23 protein-coding genes, 1 tRNA gene and 2 rRNA genes are annotated in these 24752 nt (G+C 45.8%); 14 read left to right on the top strand and 12 right to left on the bottom strand.

Features of this window, described 5'->3' with window-relative positions; all coding sequences use genetic code 11:
- Positions 1-287 precede the first annotated feature (287 nt).
- Together glyS and V7O64_RS10825 are read left to right on the top strand one after the other, a co-directional pair.
- Positions 288-2033 (top strand): glycine--tRNA ligase, encoded by a 1746-nt coding sequence (glyS, locus tag V7O64_RS10830; protein ID WP_407355403.1) that lies wholly within the window; start codon positions 288-290, stop codon positions 2031-2033.
- A gap of 143 nt (positions 2034-2176) precedes the next feature.
- The gene (locus V7O64_RS10825) at positions 2177-4447 is read left to right on the top strand and encodes a DEAD/DEAH box helicase (protein ID WP_407355402.1); all 2271 of its coding nucleotides are present in this window, start codon (positions 2177-2179) and stop codon (positions 4445-4447) included.
- 50 nt (positions 4448-4497) lie between these two features.
- Here the strand turns inward: V7O64_RS10825 and V7O64_RS10820 are convergent, their stop codons facing one another.
- Entirely contained in the window at positions 4498-4974 is a 477-nt protein-coding gene (locus V7O64_RS10820; protein WP_407355401.1) for an Sjogren's syndrome/scleroderma autoantigen 1 family protein, read from the bottom strand.
- Between the two features lie 117 nt (positions 4975-5091).
- On the opposite strand from V7O64_RS10820, the gene V7O64_RS10815 reads away from it, so the two are divergent.
- The 6 genes from V7O64_RS10815 (at position 5092) to V7O64_RS10790 (ending at position 9113) form a co-directional block, all read left to right on the top strand.
- Complete coding sequence (locus tag V7O64_RS10815) at positions 5092-5358, top strand: UPF0147 family protein (RefSeq protein ID WP_407355400.1); 267 nt, start codon at positions 5092-5094, stop codon at positions 5356-5358.
- A gap of 149 nt (positions 5359-5507) precedes the next feature.
- Entirely contained in the window at positions 5508-6140 is a 633-nt protein-coding gene (locus V7O64_RS10810) for a haloacid dehalogenase (RefSeq protein ID WP_407355399.1), read from the top strand.
- Positions 6141-6169: 29 nt separating this feature from the next.
- The gene (sepS, locus tag V7O64_RS10805) at positions 6170-7789 is read left to right on the top strand and encodes an O-phosphoserine--tRNA ligase (protein WP_407355398.1); all 1620 of its coding nucleotides are present in this window, start codon (positions 6170-6172) and stop codon (positions 7787-7789) included.
- Positions 7782-8483, top strand: coding sequence for an endonuclease V (locus tag V7O64_RS10800; RefSeq protein WP_407355397.1), 702 nt, complete (start codon positions 7782-7784; stop codon positions 8481-8483). The genes sepS and V7O64_RS10800 overlap by 8 nt, the downstream gene beginning before the upstream one ends.
- A complete protein-coding gene (locus V7O64_RS10795; protein WP_407355396.1) occupies positions 8480-8698 on the top strand; it encodes a hypothetical protein in 219 nt (72 codons plus the stop codon). Before V7O64_RS10800 ends, V7O64_RS10795 begins: the two co-directional genes overlap by 4 nt.
- Positions 8688-9113: a DUF169 domain-containing protein gene (locus V7O64_RS10790; protein WP_407357330.1), complete on the top strand. Its 426-nt coding sequence runs from the start codon at positions 8688-8690 to the stop codon at positions 9111-9113. The genes V7O64_RS10795 and V7O64_RS10790 overlap by 11 nt, the downstream gene beginning before the upstream one ends.
- Positions 9114-9118: 5 nt before the next feature.
- On the opposite strand, the gene V7O64_RS10785 is transcribed toward V7O64_RS10790, so the two are convergent.
- Both V7O64_RS10785 and V7O64_RS10780 read right to left on the bottom strand, forming a co-directional pair.
- Complete coding sequence (locus V7O64_RS10785) at positions 9119-9508, bottom strand: DUF473 domain-containing protein (protein ID WP_407355395.1); 390 nt, start codon at positions 9506-9508, stop codon at positions 9119-9121.
- Positions 9509-9512: 4 nt separating this feature from the next.
- A complete protein-coding gene (locus V7O64_RS10780) occupies positions 9513-10259 on the bottom strand; it encodes a proteasome assembly chaperone family protein (protein WP_407355394.1) in 747 nt (248 codons plus the stop codon).
- A gap of 154 nt (positions 10260-10413) precedes the next feature.
- On the opposite strand from V7O64_RS10780, the gene V7O64_RS10775 reads away from it, so the two are divergent.
- Positions 10414-11001 (top strand): pyruvate kinase alpha/beta domain-containing protein, encoded by a 588-nt coding sequence (locus V7O64_RS10775; protein ID WP_407355393.1) that lies wholly within the window; start codon positions 10414-10416, stop codon positions 10999-11001.
- Positions 11002-11065: 64 nt separating this feature from the next.
- Here the strand turns inward: V7O64_RS10775 and V7O64_RS10770 are convergent, their stop codons facing one another.
- Together V7O64_RS10770 and V7O64_RS10765 are read right to left on the bottom strand one after the other, a co-directional pair.
- A complete protein-coding gene (locus V7O64_RS10770; protein WP_407355392.1) occupies positions 11066-11242 on the bottom strand; it encodes a hypothetical protein in 177 nt (58 codons plus the stop codon).
- Between the two features lie 26 nt (positions 11243-11268).
- On the bottom strand, positions 11269-12093 hold the full coding sequence (locus V7O64_RS10765) for a F420-dependent methylenetetrahydromethanopterin dehydrogenase (protein ID WP_407355391.1): 825 nt from the start codon (positions 12091-12093) through the stop codon (positions 11269-11271).
- Between the two features lie 273 nt (positions 12094-12366).
- On the opposite strand from V7O64_RS10765, the gene serB reads away from it, so the two are divergent.
- Complete coding sequence (serB, locus tag V7O64_RS10760) at positions 12367-13005, top strand: phosphoserine phosphatase SerB (RefSeq protein WP_407355390.1); 639 nt, start codon at positions 12367-12369, stop codon at positions 13003-13005.
- Positions 13006-13055: 50 nt separating this feature from the next.
- A complete protein-coding gene (locus V7O64_RS10755; RefSeq protein WP_407357329.1) occupies positions 13056-13916 on the top strand; it encodes a coiled-coil protein in 861 nt (286 codons plus the stop codon).
- Between the two features lie 120 nt (positions 13917-14036).
- Here V7O64_RS10755 and V7O64_RS10750 read toward each other — a convergent pair whose 3' ends face one another.
- The 4 genes from V7O64_RS10750 to tgtA all read right to left on the bottom strand — a co-directional run bounded on the left by V7O64_RS10750 (position 14037) and on the right by tgtA (position 18952).
- Positions 14037-15182, bottom strand: a complete 1146-nt coding sequence (locus V7O64_RS10750) for a radical SAM/SPASM domain-containing protein (protein WP_407355389.1) — start codon at positions 15180-15182, stop codon at positions 14037-14039.
- A gap of 3 nt (positions 15183-15185) precedes the next feature.
- Positions 15186-16343: an NAD(P)-binding domain-containing protein gene (locus V7O64_RS10745; protein WP_407355388.1), complete on the bottom strand. Its 1158-nt coding sequence runs from the start codon at positions 16341-16343 to the stop codon at positions 15186-15188.
- Between the two features lie 55 nt (positions 16344-16398).
- Entirely contained in the window at positions 16399-17343 is a 945-nt protein-coding gene (locus V7O64_RS10740) for a UbiA prenyltransferase family protein (RefSeq protein WP_407355387.1), read from the bottom strand.
- 142 nt (positions 17344-17485) lie between these two features.
- A complete protein-coding gene (gene tgtA, locus V7O64_RS10735) occupies positions 17486-18952 on the bottom strand; it encodes a tRNA guanosine(15) transglycosylase TgtA (RefSeq protein WP_407355386.1) in 1467 nt (488 codons plus the stop codon).
- A 145-nt stretch (positions 18953-19097) separates the two neighbouring features.
- On the opposite strand from tgtA, the gene V7O64_RS10730 reads away from it, so the two are divergent.
- From V7O64_RS10730 to V7O64_RS10720, 3 genes are read left to right on the top strand one after another with little or no spacing between them, the layout of a single operon-like run.
- On the top strand, positions 19098-20537 hold the full coding sequence (locus tag V7O64_RS10730; RefSeq protein ID WP_407355385.1) for a TrkH family potassium uptake protein: 1440 nt from the start codon (positions 19098-19100) through the stop codon (positions 20535-20537).
- 15 nt (positions 20538-20552) lie between these two features.
- On the top strand, positions 20553-21212 hold the full coding sequence (locus tag V7O64_RS10725) for a potassium channel family protein (protein WP_407355384.1): 660 nt from the start codon (positions 20553-20555) through the stop codon (positions 21210-21212).
- Positions 21213-21269: 57 nt separating this feature from the next.
- Complete coding sequence (locus V7O64_RS10720) at positions 21270-21443, top strand: hypothetical protein (RefSeq protein WP_407355383.1); 174 nt, start codon at positions 21270-21272, stop codon at positions 21441-21443.
- Here V7O64_RS10720 and rrf read toward each other — a convergent pair.
- The 3 genes from rrf to V7O64_RS10705 form a co-directional block, all read right to left on the bottom strand.
- Positions 21443-21564, bottom strand: a 5S ribosomal RNA gene (rrf, locus tag V7O64_RS10715). The genes V7O64_RS10720 and rrf overlap by 1 nt on opposite strands.
- A gap of 21 nt (positions 21565-21585) precedes the next feature.
- Positions 21586-21657: transfer RNA gene (locus tag V7O64_RS10710), tRNA-Cys, on the bottom strand.
- A 98-nt stretch (positions 21658-21755) separates the two neighbouring features.
- Positions 21756-24680: ribosomal RNA gene (locus V7O64_RS10705) — 23S ribosomal RNA — on the bottom strand.
- Positions 24681-24752 lie beyond the last annotated feature (72 nt).

Below are 24752 nucleotides of genomic sequence, written 5' to 3'. Positions count from 1 at the left end.
GAGCAAGGCCAGTGTTGAAATGACCAATTGAATCATATAAGATGGTGGTACGATATGATATGATTTGATTGAGATTCGACCTTGCTCAAACATAAAATGTATGAACATGCATATAATCCTAATGACACCATTCTATGCATCTAAGTACATGTTGTGATGAAACGTGCACATGGATGTTTCATATAACTTTCGTTACCATTAAATGTAATGGGCATATCGATGGATTCATAATAGTACAAGTAATTCCAATGCACATACATTGATCCAAATATTTTAGAGGCTAATCTATGGATAGATACGAACAGGTAATAGAACTGGCAAAACGCCGGGGATTCCTATGGAACTCTTTTGAGATCTATGGAGGAACTGCCGGTTTTTACGATTACGGACCCCTTGGAAGTACCCTGAAACGCAGGATAGAGCAGATATGGCGCGACACTTATGTGATCAGGGAAGGGTACATGGAGATAGAGGCACCAACAATAGGCATAGAGGAAGTCTTCATTGCATCCGGTCATGTGGGGGGATTCTCCGACCCACTCTGCGAATGCAAGAACTGCGGTGAGGCTTTCAGGGCAGATCATCTTGTGGACAAGATAGTAGCCTGTGCAGACGGGCTTGGGACCAGGGAACTTGACATGGTGATAAAAGAGAACAGTATCAGCTGCCCGGAGTGTCAAGGAGAACTTGGGGAAACATACGAGTTCAACCTCATGTTCAAGACGAACATAGGTCCAGGCTCCGGCAGGCAGGGATACATGCGTCCTGAAACTGCACAGGGGATGTTCGTGGACTTTTTAAGACTTGCCCGATTTTATCGTGACAAGCTTCCATTTGGTGCAACCCAGATAGGTAAGTCCTACCGCAATGAGATATCCCCACGACAGGGAGTTATAAGGCTTAGAGAGTTCACCCAGGCTGAAGCGGAGATATTCATAGATCCAAACGACAAGAAACACCCCAACTTCCACAGGTTTGCAGATAACGTGCTCAACCTCTATTCGGATGAAGCTCAGCAGAGAGGTACTGCAGACCAGATGAGACTTGATGAAGCGGTGGAGAAAGGAATAATAGCCCACGAGTTTTTGGCATACCAGATAGGACTTACCAACCATTTCCTCCAGCGTATCGGTATTGCAGGCGACAAACTGAGGTTCAGGCAGCACAAGAAAGACGAGATGGCACACTATGCAATTGACTGCTGGGACGCAGAGATTGAGACCGAGAGGTTCGGTTGGGTAGAAGTTGTAGGAATTGCAGACAGGACCGATTATGACCTGAAGGCACATGCTGCTGTGAGCAAGACCGAGCTTTCAATTTACAAAGAGTACAGCGAACCCAGGATGGTTACCAGGTTTGTTGTCAAACCAGATATGGGCAAACTTGGACCACTCTTCAAGGGAAAGGCAAAGGATGTTGCAGAAGCATTGAAAGCCATGAGCCGGGAAGAACTGGAGAAGGACAATATCACAGTCATGGTTGGTGAGGAGGCATTAACTGTTCCAAATGACATTGTCGAGTTTGCAGAGGAAACTGTAAAGTGCAGCGGAGAGAACATCATCCCCCATGTCATAGAACCTTCTTATGGCATTGACAGGATATTCTATTCCACAATGGAACATGCATTTGCGGAAGAGAAAGTTGCCGGAAAAGAAGATACCGAAGACGAGTCAAGGATAGTCATGCGATTCAGAAAAGAAGTAGCTCCTGTCCAGGTAGCCGTACTTCCGCTCCTTACAAGGGAAGAGCTCATCACCCCTGCAAAAAGCATAGAGGCAAGTATAAGGCAAAAAGGACTATTAGTGTCTTATGACGACTCCGGCACAATAGGAAGAAGATACAGAAGAAATGATGAGATCGGAACGCCATATTCTGTTACCATCGATTATGATACACTTGAAGACAACACTGTGACCATCAGGGACAGGGACAGCATGAAACAGATCCGTGCACACGCAGATGGGATAGCAGACCTGCTCTATGAACTTATCTACATGGAGAAGGACTTTAAGAGTGCCGGGAAGGTACTCTGAATACTTTGAGCATAGCAAATGTGATACCACATTGTTGCACTAAGAACGATAAGAAGCAATAAATGACAAAAATACTTTCACCATGCTTAGCTCAGCTTTAAAAGTCTGAAAAGTGTATATATGGCAAACCAAGGGCCATACACATGCCGGAATACATCAGACACCCTTTGATCAAAGCAGATACCGTGGAACAGCGGCTGTACCAGCTTGACCTGGCAGGCAAAGCCCTTGATACATCCACTCTCGTAGTCCTCCCCACCGGCCTTGGGAAAACTGTCATCTCCCTGCTTGTGATGGCATCCCGGCTTGAGAAGTATGGCGGGAAGGTCATGATGCTCTCACCGACAAAGCCACTGGTGGAACAGCATGCTTCTTTTTTCAGGAACGTATTCAACCTCCCGGAAGATGAGGTGCTTACGTTCACTGGCAGTGTAAGCCCGGTAAAACGCGCCGATATGTGGAAAAAAGGAAAGGTCATAGTTTCCACTCCCCAGGTTATCGAGAATGACATACTGACAAGGAGGATCAGCCTTGATGATGTCACACACATCACCTTTGATGAAGCACACCGGGCAGTTGGTAACTATGCATACACGTACATAGCAGAGAAGTACTTCGAGACCGCAAAAAGTCCCCTGTGCCTCGGGATCACTGCAAGTCCCGGAAGTTCGGATGAGAAGATAGCCGAAGTATGCCAGTCATTACATATCGGATCAGTGGCTGTTAAAACCGAGTCTGACAGGGATGTGATACCATACATCCACAGAAAAGAGATCGAATGGGTACGCATAGATCTTCCTGACGGGATGAAGGAGATCAAGGAGCTTCTTGACAGGGTACTTGAGGACAGATTCAAAAAACTCTCAGAACTTGGATACACCATACACAACCAGAAGTATGTCTCTAAAAAAGACCTCCTGGGCCTTCAGGCAAAGCTGCAGGGTGAGCTAAGAGGAGTCCCTGACCCGGCGGTCTACGGAGCAATCTCGATACTTGCAGAGATACTTAAAGTGAACCATGCAGTGGAGATAATAGAGACCCAGGGGCTTGGATCTTTGCGCATGTACATGGAGAGGCTTGATAATGAAGCTGGCTTAAAAAGCGGGAGCAAGGCTTCAAAAAGACTTGCAGAGGACCTCTATATCCGCCAGATGGTAAGAAGGCTTAATGACTGTGAGCTGGAGCATCCCAAACTGGAACATGTGAAAAGAATAGTTCATGAAGAGCTTGAGAACAAACCTCACTCCCGGGTCATAGTCTTTGCGAACTATCGTGACACTGCCGAGATGATCACGAATGCTCTTTCAGAGGTTGAAGGGATACGGCCTGTAAGATTTGTAGGCCAGGCATCGAAATACAAGGACAGAGGCCTGACACAGAAGCAACAGGTAGAGATCATCGAGAAGTTCAAGGCAGGAGAACATAATGTACTTGTAGCTACATCCGTTGCAGAGGAAGGCCTTGATATCCCATCCACAGACCTTGTCCTGTTCTATGAGCCCATTCCTTCAGAGATCAGGAGTATACAGCGAAAAGGCAGGACGGGAAGAAAACACCAGGGGCGTGTGGTCGTACTCATCACAAAGGGAACCAGGGACGAAGGATACTACTGGAGCAGCCTCTCAAGGGAAAGAAAGATGCAGAGCAACATGAAAGAGCTGCAGAGGGTAATGCCTGAAATGAAAGGCAATACCATGGAAGAGTTTGGAGCCATGGAACCTTATGAGAAGCAAAGAACGCTCATTGAATATGAAAATGACAGTAATGACAATATTATCAAGATAATAGTTGACCAGAGAGAGATACGCAGCTCGGTTGCCAGGACCCTTGACCGAAACGGTGTTGAAATTGTTGTCAGGACCCTGGAAGTTGGAGATTACATCCTCAGCGACCGTATAGCTGTTGAAAGAAAAGAAACACAGGATCTTGTCAGTTCGCTCATAGAAAAAAAGCTCTTTGAACAGATCGCAAATCTCTCCAGAACATACACAAAACCCATACTTGTCATCGAAGGGGAAAGCCTGTTCAATTGCAGGAGCATAAGTCCCAATGCAATCCATGGTGCTTTGTCCTCAATATCCCTTGACTTTGGAGTTTCTGTATTCTACACCCGTGACCCGGAGGATACAGCCTCTCTGCTGATGCAGATTGCAAAAAGAGAGCAGACGGATGAGAAAAGAGAAGTTGACATGCACGGTAAAAAGGCTGCAACAATGTTGCCGCAACAACAGGAATATGTAATCTCCTCCATATCAGATATCGGACCAAAGGCTGCAAGAAACCTTTTGCAGCATTTCGGTTCGGTGGAGAATGTAATGAAAGCAAGTTACCAGGAGCTTCAGAAAGTCACCAACATAGGACCAAAGACCGCCGCCAGGATCCGGGAGATAGTTGGCAGCGAGTACAAAAAATAAAAAGTTATTGCAAATGAGCGGATTAATATCCGCAATGTCCACATTTGCAATTATGGATTTTGGCGCATTCTGGACATTATATCCACACAACGATCTATAAGGTCAAGATGTTCAGCTATCCTCCTGGCATCGGTCTCATCCTGCATGGAACGTGCAACACCTATCATTTTCCTGATTATCAAAGACTCAACTTCTAATACACTATCATGCAGAGGATCATGATCTTTTGCAGGATCCAGGAAAGAACTGCTTTTTGGATAAGGGTCAACCGTACTTGCCGCAACCTGTTCATCTTTTGCTTTTTGAGATGAAAGTGGAACTTTTTCCATGGAGGAGGAAATTACTTCTGTGGCCTGCTGGACAGACCCTCGCGGGTCGCGCACGCTATCACAGACCGGACACATTATTCGCCCCTGATAGCGGAAAAGAGGAGCTCCGCAATTATCACAATGTTGTGCCAGCATAGTGCCTCCTATCTCAAGCATCCGGGATATCTTCTGTATATTATCATCATCTAGGTTTGACATATTATCTCCTTTTTCTCAAAACATATATACCAATGAAAGTCTTTTTATAGAATATAATGATTTAGGAATAAATTGAGCAACCCTATTTTGATTTCAAGGTTATCAAGGTGATCCTACATGTCAAGTTTTGAACAAGTCATTGAAGAATGCAAACAGAAATTAGAATATATCGCAAACGATAATTCAGTACCAAGGAATATAAGGCGTTCTGCAAATGAAATCCTGGAAACATTAAGCAAAGAAGATGAACCACTCTTTTTGAGAACATCATCCAGCATATCTATTCTTGAAGATATCAGTAATGACCCTAACATCCCCGTCCACACAAGGACACTAATATGGGATGTTGCAAGCCAGCTGGAGACAATTCCGGTTGACCAGTAGAACCAGAACAAGATTTTGTTCTACCTTTACCTTTTTTAACTTTGGGATTAGCAATAATTACATTGATCTGCTTTTTACCGATTTTTAATCCTTTGAAGAGCTTTTGCAAAACTGTTTATACCAGGCTGCAAATGAACTAAAGGATTTGGATGATCAATAACATTACCGGCAGGATAAAGGATAACTTCAAGGCAAAAGATAAAGCAAGGGAGAGCACCCTGGTAATCTCCAGAGATGTCGTGCGCAATTGCAGGATGTCAATGTACAACATACACAACGGGAATTATGAAAAAGCCTTTGAATTGATAGAAGATGCCGCAAAGATGCTTGAAAGCATGAATTCAATGCTAAAGGATCATCCTGACATATACTATTCAGGATTTGTGGAACATGCTCAGCAGGAGTTTGTGGAATCCATGGTTGTCTACTATATCCTCAGAAATGAAAATGATAAGACAATACCCGGCCCCGATGAGCTCAGTGTTAGTGATGTGGCATACCTTAATGGCCTTGGAGATGTGAGCGGGGAGCTTAGAAGACATGTACTTGACCTCATCAGACAAGGCAGGCCCGGGGAAGGGGAGATCTACCTGCAACTGATGGAAGACATATGCAATTGCCTTATGATGTTTGACTATCCTGATGCCATGACCCGGGGATTGCGCCACAAGACCGACATAACAAGGTCTGTGATCGAGAAGACACGGGGAGACCTTACAAATGCAATACGCCAGCAGAAACTGGAAAAAGCCATGAGGGAATTTGAAGATCGAATTAATTAGTTCATTTATCAATATTAAGAGGAAAATTCATGAGATTTGATCCCGATCATATAAAAAAAGCAGCAAACGAGGATTTTGACGCTGCGTGGAACCAGGGGAAGGACTACATCAGTAAAACAGAACTGAATGAACAATACCCCCACATGACAATCAGATATGGGAAACCACACCCGGTCTATGATACAATCTCAAGACTGCGGGAAGCGTACCTCCGGATGGGATTTGAGGAAATGATGAACCCCATCATAGTCGATGAGAGAGAAGTCCATAAGCAATTCAGCCACGAAGCACTTGCTGTCCTTGACAGATGTTTCTACCTTGCCGGACTCCCGCGTCCGAATGTCGGCATTTCAGATGAACGCATCAGCAGTATCAGGAAGATCATAGGCGATGTGGACGACCAGGCTATTGAGACCATCAGGAAGATCCTTCATGCATACAAGAAAGGTGATGTGGAAGGGGATGATCTTGTACCCGAGATAGCTGCAGGCATAGGCGTATCCGACTCCCTTGTGGTTGAAATGATAGACCAGGTCTTCCCTGAGTTCAAGGAACTTGTGCCCCAGTCTACAAAGAAAACGCTCAGAAGCCACATGACATCCGGCTGGTTCATCAGTCTGGCATCCGTAGTAGAGCGTGCAAACCCACCTTTTAATTTCTTCTCCATAGACCGCTGTTTCAGGAGGGAACAGGATGAAGATGCTGCACGTCTTATGACATACTATTCGGCTTCCTGTGTGATAATGGATGAGAAAGTAACCATCGATCATGGAAAAGCAGTTGCCCAGGGCCTGCTTTCCCAGTTCGGTTTTGAGAAGTTCATGTTCAGGCCGGATGACAAGCGTAGCAAGTACTACGTGCCGGATACACAGATAGAGGTCTTTGCCTATCACCCCAGACTTGTGGGTTCAAAGACAAAGTACTCCGATGGCTGGATAGAGATAGCCACATTCGGTATATATTCACCTACAGCCCTTGCACAATACAACATACCTTTCCCTGTAATGAACCTTGGGCTTGGGGTTGAAAGGCTGGCAATGATACTTCACGATGCAACAGACATACGCTCACTCACATATCCCCAGATAGCACAATATTCGGACTGGGAGATGAGTGACAACGAACTTGCGAAGATGACATATGTGGAGAATGTCCCTGTGACAGACCAGGGCAAAGAGATAGCAAAGGCAATAACTGCTGTCTGTGAAGAATATGCTGCCACGCCCAGTCCATGTGCATTCCCTGCATGGAAAGGGAGCATAAATGGAAGAATGGTAAATGTCTCGGTTGTGGAGCCGGAGGAAAACACAAAGCTCTGCGGACCTGCCGTGTTCAATGAGATCGTGGCATACAACAGTGACATAATGGGAATCCCGGACAACAAGAAATGGAAAGATGTACTTGAGAACCATTCGGCAAGGACCGGAGTCCGATTCCTTGATGCATTTGCGGCCCTGGCGGCAAAAGAGATCGAGGATGCGGTTGTAAAAGGTGAGAAGGAAGTCGAGACCAGGGTAAGGATAGTTAAAGTCCCTTCTGAGATAAACATACGTCTTGAACCTCTTGCTCAGCGCTATATCACAAGCAACAAGAAGAAGATAGATATCCGCGGGCCGGTGTTCACCACTGTGAGGACAACGATTGGATAAAAAGGAAACGGATTACTGGTTCAGCCCTGGTTCCCGTACACTGGAAGAGCTCAGGGCCCTTCAGGAAGAAGTCATAAAAGACGCGAAGATCAGGGATGACTACGGGAAAATAAAGTGGATAGCGGGTACTGATTGTGCCTATTTTGATGACCGGATCATCTGTGTAATGGTAGTACTTGACTATGACACCCTTGAAGTAAAAGAAAAGAAATATTCCGTAGAAGATGTTGTTTTTCCATATATTCCCACATACCTCAACTTCCGGGAAGGAAGAAATATTGTATCAGCATATCAAAAACTGGAGATCGAACCTGACATCCTTATCTTTGATTCATGCGGGATAAACCATCCCTTCAGGGCGGGCATGGCAAGTTATTTCGGAGCTGTAATGGATGTGCCGACAATAGGAGTGTCAAAAAAGATACTGTGTGGTACAGCAGAGGAGCCTGCCGGAGTAGGAGAGTATCATAAACTGATACACCAAGGCAGGCAGGTAGGGTGGTCACTTAAAAGCAACAGAAGAAGTAATCCGATAATAGTTGCCCCGGGCCATCGGGTATCTCTTGAAGGATGCCTGAGAATAGTAAGACATTGCATGAAAGGGTACAAACTTCCGGAACCTACAAGGCTTGCACATATATATGCAAATGATGTGAAGAAATGCCTGTCCCTGCATATGGAGAACAGAACATGAAATCATCAGCATACCCGAATATCGAATCACTCATGGACGATGGGTATCCAGTGTGTATCGCATTCTCTGATGAGGACGGTGATACCTCCGACCTGCTTTACTGTGAGCTTACCCACAAGGCAAGACATGGCGAGTCTTTCATTATAGAACACCAGCGATGCAGGCCTGGAGATTACATACTGGGAATCTGCGATATGAGCCCGGCTGCCGGCTGATTACTACCTTCGGTCCGGCAGGTATAAAGACCTGGCAACTGCACAAAAAGCAGTATTTTCACTCCCCGGGGTTAGAAAGGAATTCAGTTCAATAAGGATCAAGCCTCTGGCAAAGAATACAGAAAAGTTTGACGTACTTCTGCTATACCTGAAACCTGAGAAGGCCATGAGGATAATACAGGCATATGCATATCATTTCGGGAATGCCATCCCTTCAAGGACCATTGGTACTGCATCGGTCTGCGGGGATTGTACTGCAAGACCGCTTACTGAGGCAGTAGGCTTGTCCTGTGGTTGCAAAGGCTCCAGGAAACACAGCAGATATGCCAGCGAGGAAGTACCTTTAGGGATCAGCTATGGATTACTGGAAATAATAGAAGAGGGATTGAGCAGCATCCCAAAAACATTTGACTGATATCTCTATCTTGCATTGTAGAGCGGGATTTCCTCTGCATCAACCTTGGTGGTTTCACCAAGAGTATTATTTAGCACCTTACGCACTCTTGCAATGCATTTAGGATCAAGTTGCAACCTGAGGCTTGTGGTCTCGCGTTCTTCATAGTAAAGCTCACTGCTGTGCATCATGCGATGGGTGGACACCTGGTGCCTTAGCAATTTTGCTACAATTCCTATGCTTCCTCCTGTGAGGTCCTCGGGACTTGTATGAGTGAGAAATAGCATATCACCCACATTCAGGTGAAGTGCCGGCAGAAAATTATGAGGACTCCTTATTTCTATTGAAAGGAGCCTGTTCTGCTTCAGTTCTGACATAACCCGTTCGGATATCCCTGTTAAAGCAACATATTCCATGTTATCACCCATACATTGGGAATTCTTTCCTGGTACCTGATGGCTGCTCTGTTGTCCTTACATCCTCAGCAAGACGCTGCATCTCTATCTCTATCTTCTCTGCCTGCTCAATAAGGCCTTCGGTGTTGATCTCAAAACCATAGAGGAGATTGAGGACATCAATAACAACGGCTGCTGCCCGAGGATCCGGGTTCTGGCTCATAGTTGAGCCCAGAAGGCTTATTGCCGGTATGTTGCGCACAAGGCACTCTCCCATAATACTTCCGGATATACCGGATATTGTGCCCATCTGGAAGAGTTCTACTTTATCCTTTATCCTTTCAAGCATCTCCTCTGTGGTCGCTGCACCAAACACTTTATGGTCCTCGCTCATAGTAGCAATACCTGCAAGAGAGACGATCTCCTTTACTTTTATGGACTTTGCCCATGTAAGAAGTGCTTTACTTATATCATAAGCCACCACAGGGTTTATAGGAATGTCTGAAACCACCATTACCATTTTGTGTTCGATACTTTCGTATATCCTCACAGGCATATTGATAAGGCCTTCATAGAGGACTGCAATTGGAGGGAAGTGTCTTGAATCAATAGAACCCCGGTACTCCATCTTCAATTCATCGATTATCTGCTGGCTGGCAATGTTGCCTACAAGGCCTATTCCCGGAAAACCCTCTATCAAGACCGGGTTTTCTGACTGTATCTCTGTAGTTATGATCTTTACATTGTTATCATCATAGTCTGTTCCTGACAAACGATCACCTTTTGAAAATACGACTTGGTAAACTCCCTTGCATTAATATAACAGCCGTCTTATAGATAAGAGCATCGTTTGCATATTTGAAGTAAACTTATATGCCATGAGCAGAGGAATTGTCTATTCATTATAATGAAACAATGGTGATAGCATGGATAAGACCATAACATATTTTGACGATGTAGGAAAAGCAAACACAGAAGAAGTGATGAAAGCGGCTGCAAAACGGGCAGATGAGCTTGGTATCCGGCATGTAGTGGTGGCAAGTACAAGCGGGGAAACCGCACTTGCGGCAGCTGAGGCGTTCAGGGGCCAGAATGTGGAACTGATAGCTATAACCCACCAGTACGGCCTTAAGGAAAGTGGCAAATGGGAAGTTGATGAGGGGAAACTGGCAAAACTGGAAGAACTTGGAGTTGTAATGACCACACAATCCCACATGTTCTCAGGAGTTGAACGTGCCATTTCAAAACGTATAGGAGGTGCCAGCCGTGCTGATGTGATATCAGATACTTTGCGTGCTGTGTTTGGCAAGGGTTTCAAGGTTGCCATCGAATGTGCGATGATGGCAGCAGACTCCGGACACATACCAGTCTCTGCGGATACGGAAATCATTGCCATCGGAGGAACACGTCAGGGTGCTGATGTGGCACTGGTTGTAAGGCCGGCGCATTCTTTTGATTTCTTCAGTCTTCAGGTAAGGGAAATAATTGCAATGCCAAGGGCTAAAGAAGAATGATATCAAAATATGCCCCTGTAATAATATTTATGCAGGGATATCTGCACACTTTTTAGCTTTGGATTCAGTCCTTCTTTTCATCCAGGACAGGACCCTGAGTGTCTTTTTTTTCAGACCAGGGGTTTTCTTTCATATTGGAATCGGAACTCATACCAATGGCACTCTTCAGGAAGTAAGCGGTCAGTAGTACGAATACTACAAAGAGAGCTATGCCAATTAAAAAGGCATCAATGAAATCCATAAAAAAGGAAGTACCTTAAAGGTACTTTATTGCTTTGGTTTCTCGTAGAGAGAGGTCTTGGTCATCAGGTAACCTTTCTTGGAGTGTGGCTGCCTGAAAACACTGTCGTTTGCTTTCTCGATCTCTCTTGCCTCAATAGCCAGCTGTGCCGCTGCGCGCATCATCTCATGGCCTGCTGCTGCTGTAAGTGTGACCTGTTCGATCTCTTTCATCATGAAACATGCAGGGAAATTGATCTTTGCGACCATGTCAGCCATGTGAAGAGCTGCAAGACCCTTTGCTTTTGCATACGGGTTGCTAAATCCTGCCCTTTCGATGCATTTCTCAGGCTTTGCAACAATGTGTGGAAGCTCAAGCTCCTTGCCTTCGTCTGCCATTGCGGCAACCTTGTCAAGTTCTTCCTGAATAAGCCTTACTACACCACATGTTGAAAGGACCTTCATAGCATCTGAATTGAATGATGCCATCTCAACAGGGTCAAGGAACTCTGTCTTTGCACCGATGAGCGGGTCAACGGTCATGATGATGTAACCAAAGCCTGCTTCCTCAAGGGCTGCACGGTCTTCCTTCTTGGTCGGACCATCAGAGATAACGATACATGGTACATCCTTGTATATCTCACGTGCTGCGGTTGGACCCGGTGCGCTTGCGTTCGGGCTGATCATTACATAGAAGTCAGCTCCCCATGCTTTGAGCTCTGCAGTTGCCGCAGCTTCATCTTTGCCCATTTTGGGACCGGTACCGAAAACACGTACACTGATACCTTCTCTTGCTGCAATCTCATCCTGAACAAGGTCTATTACCTGGCTCATACCTAAGTTACCTAGCTTAATGAATCCAATCTTTGCCATGTAAAATCACAGTAGTGCAAAGGACAGTGTAGCATATATTATTTTTGGATTGGAGCCGGTATTATTTTTTGACCGGGGACATGGGAACATATCATCATTAAAAAATGAGACGTATAAAAATGGATCTACCCGAAAACCTTAAAAGCAATGTGGCTTATTTCACATCAATCTCGGCACTTAAATACTGTTTCAATGCGGGATTCAAAATCCAGGTTTGATGAAGTGAGTCGCACCAGCAGCAATTCTGATAGGATCAAGTTAGTAGTTTTTGATATGGACAGTACTCTTATTGATGCTGAAACCATTGATGAGCTTGCACATGCCGCAGGAGTGGGAGACAAAGTGGCCTCGATAACAGAAAGAGCAATGCAAGGTGAACTTGATTTTTCCGATGCGCTTTTTGAACGGGTCAGGCTGCTAAGAGGACTTTCACTCAAAAATGCCCATGATGCCCTTGATAAGATGCCTTTTATGCCCGGCGCGAAAGAACTTGTCAATTACCTGAGATCCCGGGGTTATAAGACCGCAATGATCTCCGGCGGATTTACCATTGCTGCAGAGCGTGTTGGTAAAACGCTTGGGATAGATCATGTGGTCTCAAATGAACTTCTGATAGACAATGACAGTCTTACAGGGGAAGTGAGAGGTCCTCTCACAGAACAGGGTTCCAAGGAGCATGTTCTGGAGGATATCTCCCGTAAATACGGAATTGAGCCGGAAGAATGTATAGTGATTGGTGACGGTGCCAATGACATATGTATATTCAAGAGGGCAAGATATGCCATAGCCTTCAATTCCAAACCTATCCTCCATGAGCATGCTGATGTTGTCATAACGGAGAAGAACCTAGAAGCAGTAATACCGGTCATCCAGTCCCTGGAAATCGGAAAAGGGCCAAGTATCGTGCATTAGAGATGCATGAAATGCCAGCTTTTTTGCTGGACCGGGAGGATAATAAGGAAATGATGAAAGAACTGAATGACAAGAAGACTGAACTTAAGGACCAGTCTGAAGAATATAAGAAGAAACGTAATGAGCTTAATGCAGAAGCAAGTACGCTTGCATCAAAGCGTAATGAGTTGAACAAGAAGACCAAGGACCTTATCAACGAAGCCCAGGAATACAAGGTGCTCCGTGACGAGAACAATGAAAAGGTAAAGGAACACAAAGTACTCCGTGATGAGGTCAACAACAAGGCAAACGATGTATTTGCCAAGATAGACCAGATACGCAATGAGAACAACCTTGGTGGTCCTTCGATCAAAGACATACGCAAAGAGATCGACAGGCTGGAATTCGCACAGCAGACTGAAGTCCTCACAACCAACAAGGAAAGAGAACTGGTCAATAAGATAACTGAGCTCCAGAAGCAGTATGTTCAGAAGAAACAGCAACTTGAAGGTAATGAAGAACTCAAGACATTGCTGGCAGAAGCACAGGAGATCAGGGACGAAGCTTCAAACTATCACACTACACTTTCAGAGTACGCTCAGAAGGCACAGGAATATCACGACAAGATGATCACCACCTTCAAAGAGGCTGACAAGATACGCGCTGAATCCGATGCTGCTCACAAGGAATTTGTTCACTTCCAGGAAAAGGCTGATGAACAGCACAAGCTATTCATTGCAGCGCAGAAAGAGATCCGTGAGATCGACAAGGAAGTCCGCAAGATAAAGAAGGGCGATGTCGATGGAAAGAAGGAAGCTGCAAAAGCAGATGCACGCAAAGATGCGGAAGACATCCTGGACAATTTCAAGTCCGGCGGAAAACTCACTACAGAAAGCCTCATGGCACTCCAGAGATCAGGTTTCCTGAAATAATCAAAATTCAAAGGGTGTTCTTCACCCTTTTTTAACTGTTTTTACTCGTTTTCATCTTTACTTCAATTGCTTATTTCAATTGTTTAAAACTGGCCATTAAACATAAGTTAAACGTAGTTATTATTGTTCGAGTCCAAGATGGACCTTCCTGAACTCAGGATCCCTCATTAAACACGGACCCGACTTGAAAACAGGATCCTTGTATATCTTTTTCCATATAGACCCTAAAGATTCATTGTGTATGTTACCATATGGTTTTGGCATGCATGCACATGGAAGTACGTCGCCCTCAGGAGTCACATGAAGCCATTTACGACCTGCAAAACATCCCATTTTCCTGATGATCTGAGGAATGGGGAACACACGAGGACCCGGGGCATGCGATGTACGCTGTACAAAAGCATCAAATCTGTTCAGATCTTCAGACGAGAGGACTTCTTTTTCATGGCCCTGCCATCTCCCTGTGGGAACTATCTCATAAAAAGACAGCTCATGGACACCAAGCTCCTTAGCAAGCTCATAGAAATCATCCAGTTCACCAACGTTGGCAGGGGAAAGAACGACATATATGCCAACTAAAAGATCCGCAGCAAGCCCGCATCTTATAGCATTAACAGCCTCATTGAATACCCCTGGCCTCCCACGCATGTGATCATGCCCCTGTGCATTTGCACTGTCAAGACTTACACTGAGCATGGAAAGACCCGCATCTTTCAGGTTTGATGCACGTTCAGGGGTCATGCCAACACCGGACGTGAAAAGACCAGGGATCGCGCGGGACCTGTCCACATAACGTATAAGATCCTCAAGACCATCATACAAGAGGGGTTCACCACCATCGAATATAATCAGGGTCGTACCCAGATCCTGTACCTGGTCAATGATGTTTTTCACAACATCGGGACTGAGCCTTGCTTTGTTCTTAGTATCAGGAAGAGCACAGTGCAGGCATCTGTTAGGGCATTCTTCCGTGATAGAGATTGTGATCTGTTCCGGAACGTACTTGCCCCTCATTGCACTCATCTGGCTTGATACGAGCCTGTCAAATGCCTTACTTGGTATTGGAGGCATCCATGTGGAATAGATCAAACGGTCCTTTTCTATTTTTGATGGTTTCGTGTCCTCGAATATCTCCATCATATCCGATACAAAAGACCCCATGAAAGAAGATGCTATACCCGAGGTCTCCATCTTTACCCGGCCATCCTCTATACGGGCATAGACCTTGAAAAAGGGATTCCTGTAAAAGTAATACTTGTTCTTCATTGCTCATTTCGTCCTGAATACAGCCCTGTAAGAAAGTATTGAGGAAGGGTTGTTTTTCAGTATCATCTTTGATATCTGTACTGCCTGGTTAAAAGGACTTCCGCCCAGAACTTTCAGGTCCTCCCCCTCAAACACCTTCATCATGTCATCTATCTCTTTGTCTTTCATTTTCCGAAGGGTCTCAAGGGCAAACCTGCCAAGATAATATTCTGTCCTGTAGGCATTATTCCAGCGCCTTCTGTAACTTTGGAGGAGACTCTTTGATGTGTCACCTTTTGCAATGGCATCGGCTGCAACATCTCCGCACATCTGACCCGCATGCATGCCATATCCAATGCCCGACTGGGCAGCTGAGCCACCGGTTATCATGACACCATCTGAGACTATCTCACCCGGGATGGCAGCAATTGGGTCGCCACCTGTTGACCTGCTGATTATCTTCACTTCATCGAGTCCCTTAAGGGACTTGAATTTATCAAGCCATGCATCAAAGAGATCAGAAACATCCTTCCCATGCCTGCGTGCATACATACCAAGAGTTGCCCTGTTCCCGCCGCATGGTGAGTATGTGGATTTCCAGCCGGGGGCATGATTGCCCACATAGTACTCGAAATAATCAGGCTCACCGATGCCTTCTGCCTCGATCTCGGCTTCTACGGACCAGGCAATATCCTCTGTGTGTTTTATTGGCTTCATACCCAGAAGTGCCGCTATCCTTGAGTTAATACCATCAGAAACAATGACAAGCTTGCATTTTATCTTGCCTTTTGATGTGCTTACAATGAAGCTACCGTCTGTTCTGAGGACATTGAGAACCTCTATACCGAAGCGTACATCAACACCAGCATCCTGTGCCTGTTTTATGTAGAATTCATCGAACTTCTTCCTGTCAAGGAAGTAGGCCTCTCCTTCAAACATGACATTTTTCCCGGAGGGGGTAATGATATAGGCACCCTTGAGGTTCTTTATCACATAACTCTGGTCAACTTCCTCTCCTGTCCTGTCAAACATTCCCTTGAAAAATGTGTTTGCCGGATGAGTTGGTACACCTGCAGCCTCCTTTTTGTCCAGAAGGATAACTTTTGACCCTTTGGCCGATGCATTTCTTGCCGCCATTACTCCCGCAGGAGAAGCCCCTATTACAATTATGTCAGCATCCATTTTGAACCTCGTTCGACCAGTTTCCCGGTTTATATCTATAAGTTATCATCTATCATTACCAGAGTATACCGGAATATGCCGGAACAAGTATCAGGAGTATTACATCAAGTATGAGCGAGCCAAACATTATACCCCTGTATCTTGAGCCCTGAAGGAACAGTTTCCCTCCACGCTGCGGTGTATGGTTCTTTATAAAATCAAAGGACTGTATGAGCATCCACCCACCTGCAAGCAATGCTCCTGCAAAGAAGACCGGCCCAAGCTCTGCTGTGAGTCCGATGGCAATAGAGGCAATGACCCCTACCACCCACATGAGTGTCACAAACTTTGCTGTTGCAGGGACCCCGAATGTCACCGGGAATGTGGGTGCTCCTCTTGCTCTGTCCCCTTCAACGTCCCTGGCAACGCCTGAGAGCGTGAAACCCCAGTCTGTGAAGCACATCATCAGGCCAAGGAATATGGCAGGAAGTGGAAGTATTGAGCCGTAATCCGGGTTTTTAAGAATTCCCGCCGGGTCAAAGGCGAGCCATATGCCGATGGGCACAAGCCCGTATGCTATTCCCACTGGAACAAAGCTTAAGAATGTCATTCTTTTTGCGAGTTTTGAGTACATACTTATGGTTACCACAGCAATAACAAGTACAACGAATGATTCTGGATTCAGGTAAAGAGCTGCTGCACTGGCTATCAGGAAGAGGAAGCCTGCATATTTCATAGCCTGTGACCGGCTTAGCCGGTTAGCCACAAGTGGTCGGTTAGGAAGGTTTATCTTATCGATATCAATATCACAACAATCATTATACACATAGGAACTTGTGATTGCTGCATAACCACCTATCACTGCAATGAGGAAAAGGAAAGGATCCGGAAGTGAGCCTATTGCAAGGTAGGATGCCAGCAGGGCACTTGCTGCCGGGAGAGCAAAATCCATATCCGCAATTTCCGGTCTTAACAGTTCAAGATAGGGATTTCGTGTTTTAGAGCCTGAAGTGGAAACCAAGTATATCACCAATAGATTATAGTTTGTAATCCTCAGTATCGTATATTAGCATTAGGGTTGGGCAGGTGAGAACAAAATAAGTGGACAGGTTGGTGAAGCAAGTGAATCGATAACCAGCTGATACATGCTTCATTCACCCTTACTATTCAATACCATTAGATAGCGTGAAGTTATCCATGTTCCTGAGTTTTTCCACGAGAGGATGATCGAACCTCTCATGCATAAGGAAAGTGAACTCTGCATCAGGGTTCAGTTCCACAAGCCTTATAGTGTTCATGTAAGCACTCTGCAAAGATTCATAGTCAGGAGTCCTTACAACCTCTGCATTGAAAGGATAGACCTCTGCCAGTTCCTGGGGATAAGAACCGAACGGGGGTTTGAATATAAGCACATTATCATAATCGTTGTCCTTTTTTGTCGGGTATGCCCTGATAAGCACTGAACCTTCAATAGTGAATCTATCAAGCTGTCTGCCAAAACGCAGCACTTCCGGGCGCCTGGATGATTCCGGTCCGCAGTAGAAGAAAGTGGACTTGGAGGATGGATCGCATTCCTCCAGCCACGGAGAATAAGTGTACATCTGCTTCAATGCCTCCAGCATCCGGGGATGTGAGCGACAGCGCTGTTCCACAAGCTCCAGGAGGTTGCCTTCCCATATAGCCTGCTTAACCTCACGTATTTCCTCAAAGGTCACATAGAGATTGTGCCTTGCAAGAAGCTCTGTACAGTTGTATGCCTTTTTCAGCTCCTGGGCAGTGTGGGCCATACATACGGGACAGGAACACGGCAGGTACTTGAGCTGATCCACATGATATGTGCCTCTTGATGTGATGTAGCGCCTGTCCTTTGCATACAGTGCATAGGCTGCAGAGTCAAAGAGATCACAGCCCAGGGCAACTGCCAGTGCGAACATCATGGGATGCCCGGCACCGAATAGGTGAACAGGAGCTGTCGGATCAAGGCCCTTCTTGGCAGAAGCTATAACGTCCACCAGATCGGCATAACGGTACGATTCCATCAGCGGCACAACTGCCCCGAAAGGATATACATCAAAACCTACATCTGAAAGCTCGCGGGCACATTCCTCCCGCAGGTCCTTATAAGTAGCACCCTGCACCGGACCTGCAAGGAGCATATCGCCTTTTACAAGTTGCCTTGCTTGTTTGAGCCGCTCTATAGTGATATCCATATCTTCCTTTGCCTTCTCATAGGACACATCGGGGTGCGTAGGAATATCCAGAGGAACAGCGATATCAGTTCCGATCTTCTGCTGGAAATCAATTATCATCTCATTGGTGACCTCTACCTCACCATAGACCGATAACTGGAATGAACCGGAATCTGTCATAATGGGGCCGTCAAAGTCCAGAAGAGCGTGCAGTCCATCTTTAAGGGCCTTTTCCCTTAATTCATCCTTGCGATAGATGATGTATGAATTGGTGATAAGTATCTCAGCACCGAATTCCCTCATCTCGGAGGGTTTTATTGTCTGTATATTCGGATTGATGACAGGCATTACAGTAGGAGTCTCAACCACCCCATGAGGTGTTGTCAGTTTACCGATGCGCCCTGCAGCATCCTTATGGATTATATCGAATTGTGATGACATGAGCCTGTAGATGGGGTTTAAGATATATTTAAGCTTCCTCTGAGGAACATAAAAACGGACATGCGAGATGAGTGATATCATATAAAGTAAAGTTAAAGCATGTTTTTACGCACGATATATAAAGTTACATGCATCATTATATTATATGTACGAACTGCACACACCTGTCAACCACAAGGCTGTAGTTAAGTACATGGGGTATTTCCTAATAGCTTTCACATTCGTGATGCTTGTTCCCATGATCGTAGCACTGATCCTGAGGAATACAGAAGCAGCCACCTACTATGGCTTTACTGCTGTTGCAGTGTTCATTCTTGGTTCTGTCATCTACCGGGCCTTACCTGAATATGATCTGGAAACAAAAGAGGCTGTCATCATAGTAGCTCTTGTTTTTCCGGTTTCTGCATTCATAAGTGCAATACCGATGTCACTTTCAACAGGAATGCCGTTCTTTGATGCTTATTTTGAAAGTGTGTCAGCAGTTACGACAACAGGACTCAGTGTTGCACCAGCTGACATGGGACCTGTTTTCCTGTTTGCCCGATCGTGGGGGCAGTGGATTGGAGGAATAGGCATCATCCTTGTTGTCCTTTCTGTCCTGATAAGACCTGGAACTACAGCTTTCAGGATATATAAAGCCAATTATGGGGACATGAAAATAAAACCAACTGCAATAGCCACAACACGTACACTTGGCAAAGTATACATAATCATAACACTGGCGTCCATAGCGTTGCTTTTGATCAGCGGGATGTCATTATTTGACTCTGTATGCCATGCCTTCAGTTGTGTTTCAACCGGAGGATTTTCAACCCATACGGACAGCATTGGTGCGTACCAGGGAAAGCTCATACCTGCAGCCATCAGTATATCATGCCTGCTGGGTGCAGTTAGTTTTGTGCTCTACCCGTATCTGTTCAAAAATCCGGAGAAATTTTACAGGAACCAGGAACTCCGGTATCTCCTGATGATTACAGCATTGGGAACAATTATATTTGGATACACACTTTCAAGTGGGAATTTTGAAAACGATATCATAAAGCACAATGTTTTCCATATGATCTCTGCCATTACTACAGCAGGTTTCTCCACATTTGATCTGTCTATACTGTCAGAAGCCTCTAAAGCAGTTTTGATATCTCTAATGTGGATAGGAGGGAGCATTGGGTCTACAGCAGGCGGTATTAAGATATTCAGGGTGCTTTTGTTATTCAAGGTAGTGAACAATGTGCTATTGAGAGTATTCCTTCCAAGAGAAACGATAACTCCTATTAAAATAGAGGATCATGTTGTAGAAAGTGAAGAGATATACAACCTTGTATCATTTATGTTGCTCTACACGTTGATCCTGGTGATATCATCATTCATTTTCATGTTGTATGGAGTGGATACAAGCAGTTCTGTATTCGAGGTATCCAGCGCTTTGAGCACTGTTGGACTTTCTGCAGGCGTTACCAGTGGATCAATGCCTGTTGTGCTAAAGACCGTGTTGATAATAAACATGCTGTTTGGAAGGATAGAAATAATACCATTGGTATTGCTTTTTATTCCAGGTACATGGATCAAGAGGAAAAAGAGCCAATAAAAGGAAGGTGAAAATATGAGGATAATCGTAGTAGGCGCGGGTTCACTTGGTATACTTCTGACAAAGAACATGATCGAACAGGGAAGAGAAGTCATTATTATAGAGAAGGATGAGACAACAGCCAAAGAACTTGCAGAAACACTGGACTGCACTGTGATAAATGCCGAGGGTACAAGACCCGATATTCTTGAAAAAGCAGATCTTGCCAGTGCAGATGCAATCGTTGCCTGTACGAACAATGATCAGAACAATATTCTCATTGGTTTGATTGCCAGGGATGCAAAGGTAGAGAAGATCATCCTGAAAATAGACGATCAACAGTTCATGGATGTGGCTAATAAACTTGGTTTCTATTACATGATCAACCCGTCAAGTATTTCTTCAAGATACATATCAGACGTTCTCAGGGGGATAAATACAATAGAGCTGAGTAATCTGGTGCGTTCAGATGTTCGTTTTATGGGAGTGATAGCTTCAGAAAATGTAATTGACATGAGGCTATCAGAGATATCACTACCGGAGCATAGTGCTTTTATCGGTATATATCGTAAAAGTGAGTTCATACTTGCTAAAAATGACCCTAAGTTGAAGGAAAAAGACGAAGTGATTATTGTTACAAAAGCAGATCTTATTCAGGATGTAAATGAATCCATGGGAAGAATCATAAAAGAATGAACTTTTATTGTTTCTGCAGAAAAACTCTGCTCTTTAATCGAATGACAATAAAAGCAGATGCACAAAGATGACTTTCTGAAGCTTTGCATGGGATTATATTCGTATTTAGAGATATATGCGGAATTACTTTATGTCAAATTATGCCAAGATGAAACTGACAAAGAGAAAACAAAAGTAAAAATAATTGCTGAAAAGCAAAAAGAAAGGAAAAAAGATAATTTGTATGAGTGAGCTGGCAGCGATCCAGATTTCCCGAAGGCTCCCGCACTTCAGTACAGTAAGGAACGCTGGCAGGCTTATCTTCTGTGTTCGGTATGGGTACAGGAATTGCCCTGCCGCTATGGCCGCCAAACTCTCTCATGATGAACAGTAAAGCCAAGGTCCGGATTCGAACCGGAATGGAATCGCTCTGCAGGCGATTGCGTAGCCGCTCCGCCACCTTGGCAATGAGCGATTCATGAATGAATCCATTGCATTTAAACTTTACTGGAAAGTTCGTGTATATCATCATGCACATATCAGATTTCGCCTGGACAAAGCAAGACGGACAGGCACGGATTTTTAGTAGCCGCGGACTGAACACCTCGTTGCCTTGGTGCGTACATCCCGACCCTATCAAACCGGTCTTGTACCGGGATCCTTAATGTGGTCTCTTTTCAAGTCAGATTTCGAGCTTAGATGCATTCAGCTCTTATTCCTTAGCGCGTAGCTGCTCAGCAGTGCCCTGTCGGACAACTGATACACCAGTGGCGCCGCTACCCTGTTCCTCTCGTACTAAAAGTAGCTTACCCTCAGACCACTGACACCTCTAGTAGATAGTAACCGACCTGTCTCACGACGGTCTAAACCCAGCTCACGATCTCCTTTAATAGGCGAACAACCTCACCCTTGGCCGCTGCTGCACGGCCAGGATGGAAAGAACCGACATCGAAGTAGCAAGCTGCCGGGTCGATATGTGCTCTTGCCGGCAACAACTCAATTATCCCCGGGGTAACTTTTCTGTCATTTTTGGCTCGCACCAAGCGAGCACAAAAGTTCGCTAGAACCGACTTTCGTCTCGTCATCCACTACTGTGCTGAATAACGTCAGGCTGACTTATGCTCTTGCACTCTTCAGTGGGTTTCCGACCCACTTGAGTCAACCTTTGTGCGCCCTTGATATCTTTTCAAGGGCGTCCCGCCCCAGGCAAACTGCCCACCTATCGGGGTCCTCCTCTCGGAGTTAGGGCCGTAATTTCAGAAGGGTAGTGTCCCAATGGCGACTCCACCGATGCTGGCGCACCGGTTTCGACGTCTCCTACCTACACTGTACATCCAAAATCACAACCCAACGACAGGCTGCAGTAAAGCTCCACGGGGTCTTCACTTCCCCCTAGAGGTCTCTAGACTGTGCACTAGAAAGTAAGCTTCACCGGACTCTGGCTAGGGACAGTAGAGCTCTCATTGATCCATTCATGCAAGTCGCCAATTAAGCGACAAGGTACTACGCTACCTTAAGAGGGTCATAGTTACCCCCGCTGTTTACAGGCCCTTCGTCCCGTTGAACCGGGGTTTCAGGTACCTGCACTGAGCAGGATTCAGAGATCGTACTAGCCCTTACGGGTTTGCGATCTCCTATGTTGATATTAGACAGTTAGAGCTCTCTTGTCACTGCGACCTGCTGTCTTCACAGCAGGCACTCCTTCTCCCGAAGTTACGGAGCTAATTTGCCGAATTCCCTTAGCCAAATTATTCCGACACGCCTTAGCCTTTTCAGCTAGGGGCACCTGTGTCAGTTCTCGGTACGGACCCATGACTTCCTTTTCACGGGTTCCCGGGTGCAGCTGACTTTCGCCATAACACATTCGCCCGCTTCTCGCCATTACGGCTCTCCACGGGATTCGGTGCTTAGACGGCGCGACGACGCCGCTCAGCCTGCCCAAAAACGTCAGTTTATTGTCATGAGGTACAGGAATATTAACCTGTTTCCCTTTTGGCGTACTCGGATTACGGTACGTCTTAGGACCGACTAACCCTCGGCTGACGATCATTGCCGAGGAAACCTAGCCCCTTCGGCGGATAGGATTCTCACCTATCTATGCTGTTACTATTACCAGGATTTTCGTTTCCGCACGGTCCACAGGACTTCACAGCCCTGCTTCTGCCCGAACGCAACGCCTTCCTACGAGATCACCTTGCGGTGCTCCGTGGTATCGGTGGTCGACTTGAGCCCCGTCCATTTTCGGGGCCCCAAACCTCGACTGGTGGGCTGTTACGCACTCTTTAAAGGATAGCTGCTTCTAAGCTAACCTTCCAGCTGTCTAGGGCTTAGGACGCCCTTTAGTATTAACACTTAGTCGACACTTTGGGACCTTAACCACGGGCTGGGTTGTCTCCCTTACGGACTACAAGCTTACCCCAGTAGTCCGGACTCCGATCTTCTCAGACGACGGTGAGTTTGGAGTTTGACAAGTAGCTGAGGAATTTCTTCCCCGGGACCACCAATCAGTGCTCTACTTCACCGACTATCTCCGATCAGGTCATGCTGCGACATGTTTCGGAAGGAACCAGCTGATGCCGGGTTAGATTAGCCTTTCACTCCGAGACGCAGGTCACACGAATGATTTGCAGATCAATACCGCTTGCGGTCCTCCACGTAGCTTTCGCCACGCTTCAACCTGCCCACGCCTAGATCACCCGGCTTCGGGTCGTATCCCAATGACTCCACGCACTTGTATACGTCGCTCCTCGCCTTACGGCTGCGAGCATGTTGCTTTCGCTTCGGCTTCCTATTTGAAAGTTAGCCATCGCCATTTGAATACACTCCCTGGCCCGTTCTTCAAAACGTAAGATATGACATTGGCAGTGATGCCCGTACAGCAGCCTCGCGACTGTTTCCTTCGCATCAAAGATCCTTTAACGCCATATCGCTCCATCGCCTCCAGGTTTCAGGCACTTTTAACCTCCCTTCTTGGGGTACTTTTCAGTTTTCGGTCACCCTACTAGTTCGCTATCGGTCTCAAGTCGTATTTAGTTTTGGAAGTTGGTGCCTCCCAAATTCACGCGGGAATTCCGACCCACGTTACTCAGGTTATAATCCAGATCCTTTGGTCGTTGTTTACGTGACTATCACACTCTGTGGTCTAACGTTCCAGAAAAGTTAAACTCCAACCAAGTGGGACCTTTAGAAAGAACCTACAACACCACATCTCCCGCTCGTTACCGGCGGGATTCAGTTTGAACTGTACCGTGTTCATTCGCCATTACTAACGGTATCTCTTCGATTTCTTTTCCTGCCCCTACTAAGATGCTTCAATTCGGGGCGTTCCCGATCATTGATGATCGACACGTAAAACGTGTCAGGAAGACCCATTAGGAGATCCCGGGTTCATAGGCTCCATGCACCTACCCCGGGCTTATCGCAGCTTGGCACGTCCCTCATCAGCGCTTGAGCCGAGCCATCCACCTGAAGGCATATTTACCAGAGTCCATCTCACTTTGTCCAGTGAGCGTCTGATATATGCATGCGTATACACGATCTCATTGCAGCCGGCCTGGTCGC

The organism is Methanolobus sp. WCC5 (assembly GCF_045690325.1).
GTDB lineage: Archaea > Halobacteriota > Methanosarcinia > Methanosarcinales > Methanosarcinaceae > Methanolobus.
The sequence above is the reverse complement of the archived record's forward strand: the minus strand, read 5'-3'. Positions and strand labels throughout refer to the sequence as shown.